19 protein-coding genes are annotated in these 13176 nt (G+C 64.4%); 14 read left to right on the top strand and 5 right to left on the bottom strand.

Annotation, left to right across the window (positions count from 1 at the left end):
• Nucleotides 1-14: 14 nt before the first annotated feature.
• Nucleotides 15-2021, top strand: coding sequence for an AsmA family protein (locus WDM86_18900; GenBank protein MEI9992092.1), 2007 nt, complete (start codon nucleotides 15-17; stop codon nucleotides 2019-2021).
• Here WDM86_18900 and WDM86_18895 read toward each other — a convergent pair.
• Together WDM86_18895 and WDM86_18890 are read right to left on the bottom strand one after the other, a co-directional pair.
• Nucleotides 2006-2347: a hypothetical protein gene (locus WDM86_18895; GenBank protein ID MEI9992091.1), complete on the bottom strand. Its 342-nt coding sequence runs from the start codon at nucleotides 2345-2347 to the stop codon at nucleotides 2006-2008. The genes WDM86_18900 and WDM86_18895 overlap by 16 nt on opposite strands.
• Nucleotides 2344-3189, bottom strand: coding sequence for a CmcJ/NvfI family oxidoreductase (locus tag WDM86_18890; protein MEI9992090.1), 846 nt, complete (start codon nucleotides 3187-3189; stop codon nucleotides 2344-2346). The genes WDM86_18895 and WDM86_18890 overlap by 4 nt, the downstream gene beginning before the upstream one ends.
• Nucleotides 3190-3334: 145 nt before the next feature.
• On the opposite strand from WDM86_18890, the gene WDM86_18885 reads away from it, so the two are divergent.
• Nucleotides 3335-4066 carry an SDR family NAD(P)-dependent oxidoreductase gene (locus WDM86_18885; GenBank protein ID MEI9992089.1) on the top strand — a complete coding sequence of 244 codons (732 nt, stop codon included), beginning with the start codon at nucleotides 3335-3337 and terminating at the stop codon, nucleotides 4064-4066.
• 7 nt (nucleotides 4067-4073) lie between these two features.
• Here WDM86_18885 and WDM86_18880 read toward each other — a convergent pair whose 3' ends face one another.
• A complete protein-coding gene (locus WDM86_18880) occupies nucleotides 4074-5099 on the bottom strand; it encodes an alpha/beta hydrolase (GenBank protein MEI9992088.1) in 1026 nt (341 codons plus the stop codon).
• Between the two features lie 114 nt (nucleotides 5100-5213).
• Between WDM86_18880 and WDM86_18875 the strand changes: the two genes are divergently transcribed.
• The 3 genes from WDM86_18875 (at nucleotide 5214) to WDM86_18865 (ending at nucleotide 6381) form a co-directional block, all read left to right on the top strand.
• Complete coding sequence (locus tag WDM86_18875; GenBank protein MEI9992087.1) at nucleotides 5214-5474, top strand: hypothetical protein; 261 nt, start codon at nucleotides 5214-5216, stop codon at nucleotides 5472-5474.
• A 2-nt stretch (nucleotides 5475-5476) separates the two neighbouring features.
• On the top strand, nucleotides 5477-5833 hold the full coding sequence (locus tag WDM86_18870; protein ID MEI9992086.1) for a DOPA 4,5-dioxygenase family protein: 357 nt from the start codon (nucleotides 5477-5479) through the stop codon (nucleotides 5831-5833).
• 86 nt (nucleotides 5834-5919) lie between these two features.
• Nucleotides 5920-6381: an Rrf2 family transcriptional regulator gene (locus tag WDM86_18865; GenBank protein MEI9992085.1), complete on the top strand. Its 462-nt coding sequence runs from the start codon at nucleotides 5920-5922 to the stop codon at nucleotides 6379-6381.
• Here the strand turns inward: WDM86_18865 and WDM86_18860 are convergent, their stop codons facing one another.
• A complete protein-coding gene (locus tag WDM86_18860) occupies nucleotides 6382-6690 on the bottom strand; it encodes a hypothetical protein (protein ID MEI9992084.1) in 309 nt (102 codons plus the stop codon).
• 20 nt (nucleotides 6691-6710) lie between these two features.
• Nucleotides 6711-7649, bottom strand: coding sequence for a TauD/TfdA family dioxygenase (locus tag WDM86_18855; protein MEI9992083.1), 939 nt, complete (start codon nucleotides 7647-7649; stop codon nucleotides 6711-6713).
• Between the two features lie 276 nt (nucleotides 7650-7925).
• Here WDM86_18855 and WDM86_18850 point away from each other — a divergent pair, with 276 nt between their 5' ends.
• From WDM86_18850 to WDM86_18810, 9 genes are all read left to right on the top strand, one after another.
• On the top strand, nucleotides 7926-8141 hold the full coding sequence (locus tag WDM86_18850) for a hypothetical protein (protein ID MEI9992082.1): 216 nt from the start codon (nucleotides 7926-7928) through the stop codon (nucleotides 8139-8141).
• A 148-nt stretch (nucleotides 8142-8289) separates the two neighbouring features.
• Nucleotides 8290-8784 carry an RpiB/LacA/LacB family sugar-phosphate isomerase gene (locus WDM86_18845; GenBank protein ID MEI9992081.1) on the top strand — a complete coding sequence of 165 codons (495 nt, stop codon included), beginning with the start codon at nucleotides 8290-8292 and terminating at the stop codon, nucleotides 8782-8784.
• A gap of 297 nt (nucleotides 8785-9081) precedes the next feature.
• Nucleotides 9082-10371: a tyrosine-type recombinase/integrase gene (locus WDM86_18840; protein ID MEI9992080.1), complete on the top strand. Its 1290-nt coding sequence runs from the start codon at nucleotides 9082-9084 to the stop codon at nucleotides 10369-10371.
• 156 nt (nucleotides 10372-10527) lie between these two features.
• Nucleotides 10528-10821: a hypothetical protein gene (locus tag WDM86_18835; protein ID MEI9992079.1), complete on the top strand. Its 294-nt coding sequence runs from the start codon at nucleotides 10528-10530 to the stop codon at nucleotides 10819-10821.
• A gap of 9 nt (nucleotides 10822-10830) precedes the next feature.
• Complete coding sequence (locus WDM86_18830) at nucleotides 10831-11028, top strand: hypothetical protein (GenBank protein MEI9992078.1); 198 nt, start codon at nucleotides 10831-10833, stop codon at nucleotides 11026-11028.
• The gene (locus tag WDM86_18825; GenBank protein ID MEI9992077.1) at nucleotides 11025-11363 is read left to right on the top strand and encodes a hypothetical protein; all 339 of its coding nucleotides are present in this window, start codon (nucleotides 11025-11027) and stop codon (nucleotides 11361-11363) included. Before WDM86_18830 ends, WDM86_18825 begins: the two co-directional genes overlap by 4 nt.
• Nucleotides 11364-11432: 69 nt before the next feature.
• Nucleotides 11433-12125, top strand: coding sequence for a hypothetical protein (locus WDM86_18820; protein MEI9992076.1), 693 nt, complete (start codon nucleotides 11433-11435; stop codon nucleotides 12123-12125).
• A gap of 287 nt (nucleotides 12126-12412) precedes the next feature.
• Entirely contained in the window at nucleotides 12413-12991 is a 579-nt protein-coding gene (locus WDM86_18815) for a hypothetical protein (protein ID MEI9992075.1), read from the top strand.
• Entirely contained in the window at nucleotides 12988-13158 is a 171-nt protein-coding gene (locus WDM86_18810) for a hypothetical protein (protein ID MEI9992074.1), read from the top strand. Before WDM86_18815 ends, WDM86_18810 begins: the two co-directional genes overlap by 4 nt.
• Nucleotides 13159-13176 lie beyond the last annotated feature (18 nt).

Below are 13176 nucleotides of genomic sequence, written 5' to 3'. Positions count from 1 at the left end.
GGGAGGCTTTCGCAATGACAATGGTTCCGGCAACGGCTTCGCGCTGGAAGGCGGCGGGTCGGGAAGGCCGCGCCGCGTTGGCGCGCGCGGGGCGCTGGGCACGGCGCACGCTCTGGCAGGGCCCCTGGACGGGCCCGCGCATCGCGCTATGGGCCGCCGGTCTCGTCATCGCCCTGCTCGCCGCCGCGATCGTCTGGCTGTATTTCCTCGACTGGAACACGATGCGCGGGCCGGTGGCGCGCTACGCCTCGGCGCGGCTGCACCGGCCGGTGCGCATCGACGGCGATCTCGACGTCCATCTCTTCAGCTTCACACCCAGCGTCTCGGTTTCCGGCCTGAAGGTCGCCAACCCCGACTGGGCCGGCGCCGGGCAGGCCGCCGACATCGCGCATCTTGCCTTCAGCGTGCGGCTTCTGCCTTTTCTGTTCGGCCACACGATCCTGCCTTTGGTGCAATTCGACCGGCCGGACATCGTCGTTGTCCGCCGCGCCAACGGCATGACGAATTGGGATTTCGGCGGCGGCAATACCGGCTGGAACATCCCGCCGATCCAGCGTTTCCTGGTCCAGGACGGCCATATCCGGATCGACGACCGCGTGCGCAAGCTCCTGTTTACCGGCTCCGTCTCGTCACGCGAGACCGCCGGCGGCGGCGGCAGCGCCTTCCAGCTCACGGGCAACGGAACGCTCAACGGCAACGCGTTTATGGCTGAGGTGCATGGCGGGCCGCTGATCAACGTCGATCTCAGCAAGCCCTATGGCTTTCAGGCCGATATCCGCGCCGGCGCCACCCATATCGTCGCCGACGGCACCGTCACCCATCCCTTCCACCTCGGAGAATTCACCGCCACGACGACGATCTCCGGCGCGAACCTGTCGAATCTTTACGACCTGACGGGCCTCGCCATGCCGCAGACGGCCCCCTATCGCGTGTCGGGCACGCTGACGCGCGACGGCGCGCTTTATCAGTTCCGCGACTTCTCCGGCACGGTCGGATCGTCCGATCTGCGCGGCTCGCTGAAGGTCGATGCCTCCGGCGCCAAGCCGCTGGTGTCCGGAGCGGCGTCGTCGAAGGTGCTCGACTTCAAGGACCTCGGCGCGCTGTTCGGCGGCAAGTCGCGCGACGCGATCGCCACCGGCCGTCTGCTGCCCGATCTGCCGCTGCATGTCGACCGCCTGCGCCAGATGGACGCCGATGTGGACTACGACGCGCAGACCATCCGCAGCCGCGACTTCCCGCTGCGCGGCGTGCATACGCATATCGCGCTCAACAATTCCGTGCTGGTGCTGAAGCCGCTGTCCTTCCAGTTCGCCTATGGCAAGCTCGGCGGCTCATTGCGCATCGACGCGCGCAACGCCGTGCCGGTGACGAGCGTCGACGCCCGCGTCACCGACATCAAGGTCCAGCAATTCCTGGGCGGCGGCGGCGCGCCCGCGGCGACCGGATTGCTCGAAGCGCGCGCCCGGCTCGAAGGCGCGGGCGACAGCGTGCAGAAGGTCGCGGCGAGCGCGAACGGGCCGGTGACGCTCGTCATGCCCCGGGGCGGGTTCAACGAAAAGCTCGCCGAGCTGACCGGCATCGACCTGCTCGACGCGCTCCTGATCGGCGGCCGCAAGAACACGAATTTGCGCTGCGCCGTGGCGCATTTCGAGACGCATAACGGCGTCATGACGTCCCCGTATTTCGTGTTCGATACCGATCCGGTGCGCATCGAAGGCAAGGGCGCGATCGATCTTCGGGACGAGACCCTCGACATGACCCTGGCCGGCAAGCCCAAGGAATTTCGCATCGGCAGGCTGCGCGCCCCGATCCGGATCGACGGCCCCCTGGCGCATCCCCATGCCGGCATCGAGGCCGGCCCCCTGGCGCTGCAGGGCGGCATCGCGATCGCGCTGGGCATCCTGTTTCCGCCGGCCGCGATCCTGCCCTTCGTCGATCCGGGATTGGCGAAGGACGCCAACTGCGCCGGCCTCTTGACCGCGGCGAAGGCCCAGGGCGCGCCGGTTCACCGGTCCAGATAGGCGAATTCGCTGTCCTGCATCCAGTGCGCGCGTTCCAGATGCGTGCTGACGACATGGAGCGCCCAACCCGGATGCGCATCGACGCCGATGCGGAAATGGGCGCTGGCCATCTCGCGCAGCGAGGCGCCTTGCGCTTCGGCGTTCAGCAGCTCGTTGTAGAGATGGACGTTCCGCAGATCATAGGCGGTGACGGCGTCGCTCCACGGACAGGCGTTCCACAGCCGGATCGCATGGTCCGCCGGCCGTGGAGCGGGCAGGGGTGCCCGATCCGGCTGGCCGGCGTCGCAATAGGCCTGACACTCGCCGAGCTCCACGGCACCGCTCATGCGGCGGGCGGGAAGAACACCAGGGCGCGCACCTCGATGCTCTCGCGCGGCAGCGCGTTCGGCGGCGCCGTGGGATCGTCGAAGCCGGTATGCGGCGTGAAGCGGGACGGGATCGCCGTATCGGAATCGAAGCCCTTGATGAGGATGACCTCGTCGCGCTGCATGCGCGGGAAATAATACCAGCGGTGCTTCGGATTGAACTGCACCGCATAGGTCTCGCCGACCTTGTCCTTGTAGATCAGATCGCTCGCGATGAGATCGTCGGGCGCCACCGTCCGCGCGTCGAGCACGGCGAGCGGCGTGTCCTCCAGCGGGCCGCGGATCGGCCGCCAGACATTGACCTCGATGAAGCGGTTGCGCAGCCGCGCCGCCGCCTCCGGGCCGTCCAGATGGTCGGTGACGCGCCGGCGCCCCGACAGCTCGGTGTAGTCGTTGTGGACCCGCCGCACCGGCTCGCGCATGCCGGCGATGCCGGCCTCGAATTTGGGCAGCGAGCGGATCGTGTGATCGAAGATAATGACCTTCTCGCCGCCGGTCTCGCGCTTCAGGAACGCGTCGATCTCCGGATAATAGCGGTCGCGGATCTGGTCCTCGTCGTAGAAGTCCTCGACCGCGCTCTCGTGGCGGCGCAGCGCGAAGCCCTGTTCGTCGAGGGAGAGCGCGTCCGCCGCCGGCCGCGCGTCGCGGATCAGGACGTTGTCGATCGCGTTCACCTCGCCGTAGCGCGCCGGCACGCCGGGCGGCGGATCGAAGGTGTAGTTGTAGGGCTTCTTGTCGGTGCGAAGCAGGTAATTGAGCGTGGCGCGGACGCCGCCGAGCGAGTCGAGCTGATGAATGTTCATGCCGTCCTCCTGTCGTGTTAATACTATAGTTCATCAATAGACAAAGACAAGTAAGCAAAGCGCGCGGGGCCCATGCGCAAACGGGGGAGCTGTCGGCCGCGTCCGGCGCTAGGATGGCGGCGACATTCGAACCGGACGGCTCCCCATGACCGATCAACCCAGCATCCTCGTCGTCGGCGTCGGCGCCTCGCACGGCCTCGGTGCCGCCATCGCCCGCCGGTTCGCGGCCGGCGGGTTTTCCGTCGCCATCGCCGGACGGAACCGCGAAAAGCTGGCGCAAACGGAAAAGGAACTGGAGGAATCCGGGACCAAGGTCGCCGCCATCGTCGGCGACGCGGCGAAGGCGGGCGATGCGGCGCGTTTCGTCGCCGCCGCCGAACAGCTCGGGCCGCTGCGGGTCGTGGTGCACAATGCCGGCAGCAACAATCCGGCGCCGTTCCTGAACGTTGCGCCCGAGCAGTTCGAGCAGCATTGGCGCGAGCACGCGCTGGGTGGCTTTCACGTCGCGCAGGCCGCGATTCCGGTGTTCCTGGAACAGGGCGGCGGCACGCTGATCTTCACCGGCGCTTCGGGGAGCCTGCGCGGCAAGGCGAATTTCGCGCCCTTCGCCGCCGCCAAGGCGGCGCTCCGGGCGACGGCGCAAAGCATCGCGCGCGAATACGGTCCCAAGAACATCCATGTCGGCCATGTCGTCATCGACGGCGGCATCGAAGGCGACCGCCTGCTGTCCCGCGTTCCGCAGCTCAAGGACCAGCGCGGGCCCGACGGGCTGCTCAAGATCGACGCCATCGCCGAGGCCTATTGGACGCTGCATCACCAGCACCGCAGCGCCTGGACGCTGGAGCTCGATCTGCGCCCCTGGGCCGAGCCGTTCTGAGAAGGCGTCAGCCGACCGGCAGGCGGGCCAGGGCGTCCGCCACGCGGCGCACCGCGACGCCGGCGGCGGGAATGGCGCCGCCCATGGTCATGAAGCCGTGGATCATGTCGGGGAAGTAGAGCTGCTCCACCGCGACGCCGGCGCAGCCCAGCCGTCCGGCATAGGCGGCGGCCTCGTCGCGCAACGGATCGAACCCCGCATAGAGCACCACCGCCGGCGGCAAGCCGCTCAGGTCGTAGGCGAACAGCGGCGACAGCCGCCAATGCTGCGGCTTGACGAAATCGCGCACGTAATTCTCGCGATACCAGCGATAGAGCTTGGACGTCAGCAGATAGCCCTCGGCGAACGCCTTGTGCGACGGCATCGAGGCGCGCATGTCGAGGCACGGATAGAGTAGAATCTGGAAGCGCGGCTGCACCTCCGACCGCGCGTCGCGTTCGGCGAGGCACACGGCCGCCGCCAGATTGCCGCCCGAGCTGTCGCCGGCGATGCCGATGCGCGTGGGATCAACCCCCAGCCAGCGATGATTGTCGTGCACCCAGCGCAGCGCCTTGCGGGTGTCCTCGAACGCCGCCGGGAAGGGATGCTCGGGCGCCAGCCGGTAGCGGACCCAGATGACGACGCTGTCCGTGGCGTTGGCGATCTGCCGGCACAGCGGCTCATAGATTTCGAACGTGCCGACCGTCCAGCCGCCGCCATGCAGGTAGACGATCGCCGGAGACGCCGCGCGCTCGGCGCCGCCCCTCGGCCGGATGATGCGCAGGGAAGGCCCGTCCCCGATCCGCGGAAAGACCTGGAAGACCCGGTCGACATCTTCCAGCGGCGCGAGCAGCGGCCGCCGGCTTTCCTCATAGCGCCGCCGGACCTCCTCGATATCGGCGGAGGGCCTTGGGCCGTTATGCGCGAGTTGCTCGATCACCCGGAGCGCCGCCGGCGCCGGCGTTGCCGGCTCCACGCCCGGGATGAGGCGCAGGAGCTCGGCGCGCGGCGGGTACGATTCGGCGTCCAGCCTGCTCCCAACGCCGATCGTCATGGCTTGCGATCCGATTGAATTCGCCTTTAGTCTATCAAGTTAATATAGTAAGTCCAGTGCCACGGCCGGCGGACCTGTGAACTCTCCCGGCCGTCCCGCGACGAGGATGACGACATGCCGCGAAACGTCGATGGCGAATGGGGTGGCGACCTGTCCGGCTGTGCGGGGGAATGCCATATGGTGGCCGCTTGGCAATTGAAAAGCTCGCCGCTTTTTCTCGCGGGGATCGAGATCGAGGCGGCCTGCGATTGCGAGGCCCGGCGCGCCGCCCGCCCGCCGCGCCCCTGGTCCGGGCTCGGCCTTGCATTCACCCGCAAGGCGGCGACAATCGCGGCGTGGGTCCTTCGCGGCCCGCTTTCCAAGGGACGCAAGTGACGATGGGTTCCGCCCAGACGCCGATCGAAGGCTTTCACGCCCATGTCTACTACACGCCCGCGACCAAGCCGGCGGCGGCGCGGCTGCGCGACGCCATCGCCCGCGATTTCACGGTCGTGCTCGGGCGCTGGCACGACGTTCCGGTCGGCCCGCACGACGCGGCGATGTACCAGGTCGCCTTCGCGCCCGAAGCGTTCGCCGGGCTCGTGCCCTTTCTGATGCTGCACCGCGACGGGCTGAGCATCATGGTCCATCCGCTGACCGGCGACGATTACGAGGACCACGCGACCCACAGCCTGTGGCTCGGCGCCCAACTGCCGCTCCGCCTCGACGTGCTGCGGGCCGAATCGGCCGGCTAGCGCCATTCGGATAGCGATGTGCTAGACATTGCCGCGCGTTCTTGCGGATCGGGCGGGGGCGTTCTATATAGCGCGCAAGGGCTGACATGCTTTCCAACAAGGCAAAATACGCATTCAAGGCGATGTTCGCGCTCGCAAAGCTCGAACCCGGCGCCCTGCTGCAGGCGTGGGACATCGCCCGTCAGGAGACCATCTCCAAGAAATTCCTCGATCTCATCCTCCTGGAGCTGCGCGGCAGCGGGTTGGTGCGCACCGTTCGCGGCCAGCATGGCGGCTACGCGCTCGCCAAGCCGCCGAGCGAGATCACGCTCGGCCAGATCGTGCGGATCATCGACGGGCCCCTGGCGCCGATCGCCTGCGCCAGCGTCACCGCCTATCGGCGCTGCGCCGACTGCAAGGACGAGGCGGGCTGCCTGGTGCGCCAGAGCATGCGGCGGGTGCGCGACGCCGCGTCGGACATCCTCGACCACACCACGCTGGCCAGCGCCCTGGCGATGCAGAAGGCCGGCAAGGCGCGCGCCAAGGCCAAGCGTCCGCGCGCCGCCTGATCACCAGTCCAGCAGCGGGAACAGCGTGTCGGCGACCCAATGGGCGCGCCTCAGATGCGACCGCACCACGCCGCGCGCATAGGCATGTCCGGGATCGAGCCCGAAGATCGTCCGCGCCAGCTCCTCTTCCGTCGCGCCCTCGGACTCGTCGTGCAGCAGCCACGCATAGGTGGAAATGTGGCGCTTGTCGTAGTCCGAGACCTCTTCGCTCCACGGGCAAATGGTCCAGGTGCCGCGCGCCCTGATGCCGGGCGGCGGGCGGTACGGCGCGCGGCGCGCCGGCGCGGGAAAAGCCAGAACGGTCCCCATGTCCTCCGCCGGCCCCTCCGCTATTCCGCCGCGACCTTCAGGTCCGGCCGCCGGACTTCCTTGCGGCGCGTCAGGCTGTGGCGGCCGTCGGCGCCGAGCGGCACGTCGCCGTCGATCGTCACGCGATGCAGTTCGCGCTTCTCGGTGAAATCGCCGATGCCGTAATGCTGCGTCGCGCGGTTGTCCCAGATCGCCACGTCGCCCGGCGCCCAGTGCCAGCGCACCGTGTTCTCCAGCCGCGTGATGTGATCCTGGAAGATCGCGATCAGCCGCGCGGAATCCTCGCGGTTCAGCCCGACGATCTTCTGCGCGAAATTGCCGAGCAGCAGCGTGCGCTCGCCGGTCTCCGGATGGATGCGCACCAGCGGATGTTCGGTCTCGTACACCGTCGAGGCGAACACGTTGGCATGGTGCTTCAGCCGGTCGGCGGAGGCGTCGGGCCGCGCCGCGGCATAGTCATAGGCGTTGCTGTGCACCGCCCAGAGCTTGTCCGCCAGGTCGCGCAGCGGCGCCGGCAGGTGGTCATAGGCCGCGGCGGTGTTCGCCCACACCGTGTCGCCGCCCCTGGACGGCAGGATCACCGCGCGCAGGATCGAGGCCAGCGGATAGGCGTCCACGAAGGTCACGTCGGTGTGCCACTGGTTCGCGGCATAGGTGCCGTCGGACAGGATGTTCAGCGCGCTCTCCGTGCCCTCGATCTTCGGCACGGTCGGATGCGGCACGAGATTGCCGAGAAGCTTGCCGAACGCCTCCTGCCCGGCATCGTCGAGATGCTGCTGCTCGCGGAAGAAGAGGACCTTGTGGGTCAGAAGCGCCTGGCGGATGGCGGCGACGGTCTCGGCCGCAAGGTCCCCGCCCAGCTTGACGCCGAGAATCTCGGCGCCGATCCGTCCGGCGACCGGCCGGTGGGCCAGCCCCGTCGCGTCGCCCTTGCGGCTGATCTGCTCATGCAAGCCCATGTCGTTCTCCTGTGTGTGCGAGAGATGGTTGGGGGAGGGCGGACGGCGTACCGCGATCCGCGGCAAGCGGAATGCCGAGCGCGGCGAAGGCCACGCGCCGCGACGCCGGCTGCCGTTCCTTGCCCCGCTCCCACGCCGCCTTATCCAAGCGCCTCTCCGTCCTGCACGTGCGGCACTCTTACCACGGAATCCCCATCTTTCAACTAGACATTCATGCCGGGCGCGTTGAAAATCCATCTCATTGCTGGACATTCACCGCGAAAGGCGGGTTTGCGCATGCGCTCGATCACCAAGCTGGAAGTCGTCGGCTACGCAGTTTTCGCCGGCCTGTTCGCAGCGGTCCTGGCGCTGCGCCCCGCGCACGGCGCGGAAGCGCCGCTGCAACGCGCTCCGGCGGCGGACGTCAACCGCATGTTGAGAGCGAAGTTCGATCCGACAAACCCGCTCGCTGTCATGCCCGCGCCGGCGGGCATCCAGCGGGCCGCCGGATAGAGCCCGGGTTCCCGCTTGCGCGGGAACGACAGCGTTGGGCACATTGCTCCGACGGGCGAGTGCCGTTGGCTCGCCAGCATAATGGCCACCTGGAAATTCATCCAAAAACCGTGAAAAACTCCCGGCTTGAAGGTGCTGGAATATCGCCATGAAAGTGTATTTCGCCTCGGATCATGCCGGATTTGAAATCAAGAATAAACTTGTCGAATATGTCCGCGACCAACTCCATTGCGACGTCGAAGATTGCGGCGCCCTGGTAAACGATCCGCGGGACGACTACCCCGGAATCATCGCCGTTGCCGCCAGGAAACTTTCGGACGACGTCGCCGCGGGGAAAGACAGCCGTGCCATCGTCGCCGGGGCTTCCGGACAAGGCGAAGCGATCGTGGCCAACCGGTTCAAAGGCGTTCGCTGCGCGCTCTACTATGGTGACCCCGGGAACAGCCAAGTGGACGCGTCCGGAAAACATCTGGATATTCTCGTGTCGACGCGCGAGCACAATAACGCAAACGCGCTCTCCCTCGGCCTTCGGTTTCTGACGTTCGATCAAGCCAAGGACGCCGTCGCGCGCTGGCTCGCGGCGCCGTTTCCAGGAGAAGCGCGCCACGCGCGCCGGATCACGCAGACGGATCAGGTTTCGTAATAGCGACGCGGGCGGGCAAAGTAGGGTTGGCGTGGCGGCTGCTTTGCCCGCCCGCCAACAAAGATGGTGCCGGCTACAGGACTCGAACCTGTGACCCCCTGATTACAAAAAAGTTCTACGGGGTTAGTCAACGCATTGATTTCTAAGGCTTATTGGCCGAATTGTTACGGTAAGTAGTTGATACTGCTACTATTTCATTCCCTTCCGCGTATCGTCGCCATATCATCTGCCCGCCAACGCATTGCATTCGCTTTGCGCATATTTCGCATATAGGCAGGAGATAGCATGGCTAAGAGAATGCTGACCGATCAGATCGTCCGAGCGCTTCTACCCCCAAAATCCGGCATGAGTGTTCTCCGTGACGACAAGGTCCGGGGCTTGGGCGTGCGGGTCCTGCCGTCAGGAACGCGCGCATTCGTTCTGGACTATACCGCCAATGGGCGGCGGCGCATCTACACCATTGGAAAGTTCCCGGAGTACACCACCAATGGCGCGCGGGCCAAAGCCGCTGAACTAAAGGACGCGATCAAGCACCGCGGGGCCGACCCGGCGCGAGAAGCAGAGGACGCTAGGGAAGCGCCTACGGTGGCGGACCTGTGCGAGCGGTTCAAGGAAGAGCATCTTCCCAAGCTTCGGGCTTCGACGCGCAGTGACTATTCCCGCATGATGGAGAACGACATCCTTCCTCGGTTTGGGAAGCGCAAAGTCGTAGATATCAAGCGAGCCGATGTGGAGGGCCTTCACCGCGCGATCAAGGATCGCGACGCCCCGACCTCGGCAAACTTTTGCCTCGCGCTATGCAGCAAGCTTTTCAACTTCGCCATTGATGCCGAGTGGATCGAGAAGAACCCGGCCAAGGGCGTGAAGCGCAATCCGGTAGAGGCGCGAACCCGCTACCTAACGAAGGTGGAAATCATATCGCTGACGAAGGCCCTCAACGGGCATCCCGACCAGAACATTGCTGACCTGTTCCGCCTGCTGCTCTTGACCGGCGCCCGGCGCGGGGAAACCCGTTCGGCAACTTGGGACCAGGTTGATCTGGCCGAGGGCAACTGGACCAAGCCGAGTCACGCCACCAAACAAAAGCGCGAACACCGCGTTCCGTTGGCAGCACCGGCGCGCGCATTGCTTTCGAAACGACGGGCGCTAGCTGATGCCGATCTGAAACGCCTGAAGGTCGAAGTTGGTAAGGCCGCGCCGGAGGATCGACCCGCACTGGAAGAATGGCGGCGCAGAGTGGAAGGCTTCGTCTTCCCGGCGAAGGATGGCAAGAGCGGCCACGTAATCGACCTGAAGAAGCCATGGGCCGCTCTCTGCAAGAAGGCTGGCATTCCCCGAACCGGAAAGAATGCCGCCCGCATCCATGATCTGAGGCACACGGCGGCCAGCGTTTTGGCATCCAGCGGCGCAAGCCTACCTTTGATCGGACAGCTACTGGGCCATACCCAGGTCACGACGACAGCGCGCTACGCCCATCTCTTCGACGACGCGCAGAGAGATGCTGTAGAGCGTCTGGGCGCAGTCATGGCAGGCGGTCCAAGCGCCAAAATCGTTCAATTCAAAGCGCGCGGTCTGAAACGCAGCTAAATCGGGGCTTTCTGCGATTTCAGAGATTTCGCCAAAAATATTTATTTGGCGGATTTCCTCTACTTTCCATGCCAAACGCGCCGCATTCGGCCTCCAACAGCCGAAAACCTCGATGCCGTCGGTACGTCTTTTAGGCATGAAGCTTAGGAGACGTCAGTGGATGCACAGAAAGTTCAAGTAGCAAACCGTAAAGACAAGGCCGCGCGCAACGTGCCGCCCGTTCGCGTCAAGGATCAGCCAATGGAGCTGTTCGATGGGCGGTTGGTGAACAGCAAGGCCATTTGCAAAATCCTGCAATGCGGTCCCTACCGCCTGTCAATGATGATCGGCCTGCCAGATGGCATGCCGTTTATCCGCATCGGCGCGCGCAACTGGTTTGATCCCGAAGCGGTCCTCACTTGGCTGAAGACCCGGCAGGATCAAAAGAACCCCAAGTCAAAACGTCGCTAGGGGCGGCTGATGCCATCGGGAGTCGAACTGCGTCCGCAGTCTCGCTGGCTCGCGCGCAAGATCGCGCGCGACAGTGGGATCAGTGAAGCAGAGGCAGAGCGTGGGGTCTTGGAACTCATCGCGCGTGGACACCTGCGCATCATTCCAAACGCAGGCCCCGAGGGCACCGATGCCTTCGAGCCGATCATCAAAGGATTGCCCCAATGACCGCGCGAATGCCTCTGCGCACCGTGAAGGCAATCTGGCGGGACCAAGTTTGTGCCGACAACGGATTGCGGCCTGCGGCCTTCAAGATCGGATACGTCATGGCGGATTACATGACGATGGCAGAGTCAGCGGAAGAATATCGCCGCACCGGCAAGGTGATCATCTGGCCGTCGCAGGAGAGCCTGCACCTGCGAACTGAGCTTGCGCATGACACGATCCGATCAAGTGTGGCGCAGTTGATTGAACGAGGGCATCTACGAAAGCTGAAGCGCGGCAATCAATTCACAGGGTCGAACACGTATCGGATCATTCTGCGGGCTGGAGAAAGCAACTAGGAAAAATCGGCGATGCTGTCCCCTAAATATCCGCGATGCTCCCCCCTAAAAATCAGGTGCTAATCCTTCTTGAGTCAATCCGTTCTTATCGAAGCCGTTCTGAAAGAGAAATTGCGCTACGCGCGATTTACCTTCGGTTGGCAGGGCCATGAGGAAATGAAGATGGTTAGGTTCGATCAATCCGGGGAAGGAAGAAATCGGTTCCTGCGCAATCTTCACAGATCGCCCCTGAGACAGCGGGCATTCGATGTACTTGGAGAGGAAGGGCCGCGCCTGCTCGCAGAAATGAAAGAGGCTCACCCAGAGGACTTCGACGAATGGGCAAGGAACATCCTGCGCAAGTGCGCGCGCCTCGACAGCAAGCGCAGAAGACACCGCTACATCGCCGGCTGCATATCCAGGCACCGCCGCATCGAAGAGTTGTCGAAGTGGCAGGTAGACAATCCTGATCCGCACGACGTGCTTGATCTGGATGAAATCAGAATGATCGGCAGGGATGAAAGTCGGGCGTACTATGCGAAGGCAGTGCGCGTCGAATACGAACTGGTGGCGCTGTCCGAAGGAAGGGGAGGGTATAGTCTACTGATTGAGAGAATGGGTGCCGAGCGAGCTTGGAAGATGGCTACCCGCCTTATGGCGTTCATCGACGCTGATAGGTGCGCCGACCAGATCAACACAATCTTGACGTGCGCCGCGCGAGAGACAATTCGGTATCCTGAGCGCTACATCGCCAAGGTCATCGAGAATGAGCGAGGGGAATAGTTCAAGCGAAGCGTTCGGTATGACGAAAATCAGATCGTGCCGAATGAATGAGCGCGGCGATCTTCGACCATCTTTGCGCCGCGCCAAATCAGTTGCATGCGCAATGCCGCGATCCGGGCCATTCTGAGACGATCCAATCACTCTCCAATACATCGCCAACTTATCAATTATAAGGGGCCAATGACGCGCCAACGCTTGATATCATTGCTTTACCTTTGCATGTCGCCTTAGCCTTTCCGCGAAATATGCGCATCAAGTTTCGATGCCATGCGGATTTGCGGCCAAGAATGAAGCGGCGGACCCCAACGCAATGCTCGATCTGCAATCACCGGGAACATGCGTCGATTGATCTGGCGTTAGCGCGCGGCGTCTCGGTGCGCGCCCTGAAGCGCAGATACAAGCTTGGTATCGACTCACTCTATCGCCACGCCAAGAACCATCTGCCGCCGCAGCTCCGCGCCAGATTGATCGCAGGCCCAAGCATCGAAGGCGTCGACCTGGACCGGCTCCGCGAGACGGAGAGCCAGTCGCTCTTGATGAACCTAGTAGCCCTGCGCAATCGGTTGTTCTCCAGCCTCGATGTTGCAGAGGAGTGCGGCGATAGCGCGATGGTGGCGCGGGTCGCGGGGCAGCTTCATCGCAATCTCGAAGTGACCGGCGAACTGCTTGGCGACCTCTCCACCGGCAGCACGACCATCAACAACGTCTTGGTCCTGCCCGCCTACGTCGAGATGCGGGTGGAACTGGTCAAGGCCTTAGCGCCATTCCCGGACGCCCGGCAGGCCGTCGCAAAGGTCCTGCATCGGATCGAGAGCAAGGCCGCAGAGACAATCAGGACCAACGAGGAACGAGGGCTAGCCGCATGACCAAGGCAGCAGACCACATAGCGAACTTCCTGCAGATGCAGGCGGTCACCACGATCATCAGCGAGGAAGCGAAAAAGTATCCGTCACCGCCTGAGTATCCGAAGACGAATGACACGCTCGATTTTGCCACTGGCAAAGTCAAATCGAAACGGCCGGGCCTATGCTAGCCCGCGATCTCGCCCGGT

The sequence above is a fragment of the Rhizomicrobium sp. genome (assembly GCA_037200045.1).
Lineage (GTDB): Bacteria > Pseudomonadota > Alphaproteobacteria > Micropepsales > Micropepsaceae > Rhizomicrobium.
Note: the sequence above shows the minus strand (reverse complement) of the source record. Positions and strands in the feature narration are given on the sequence as shown.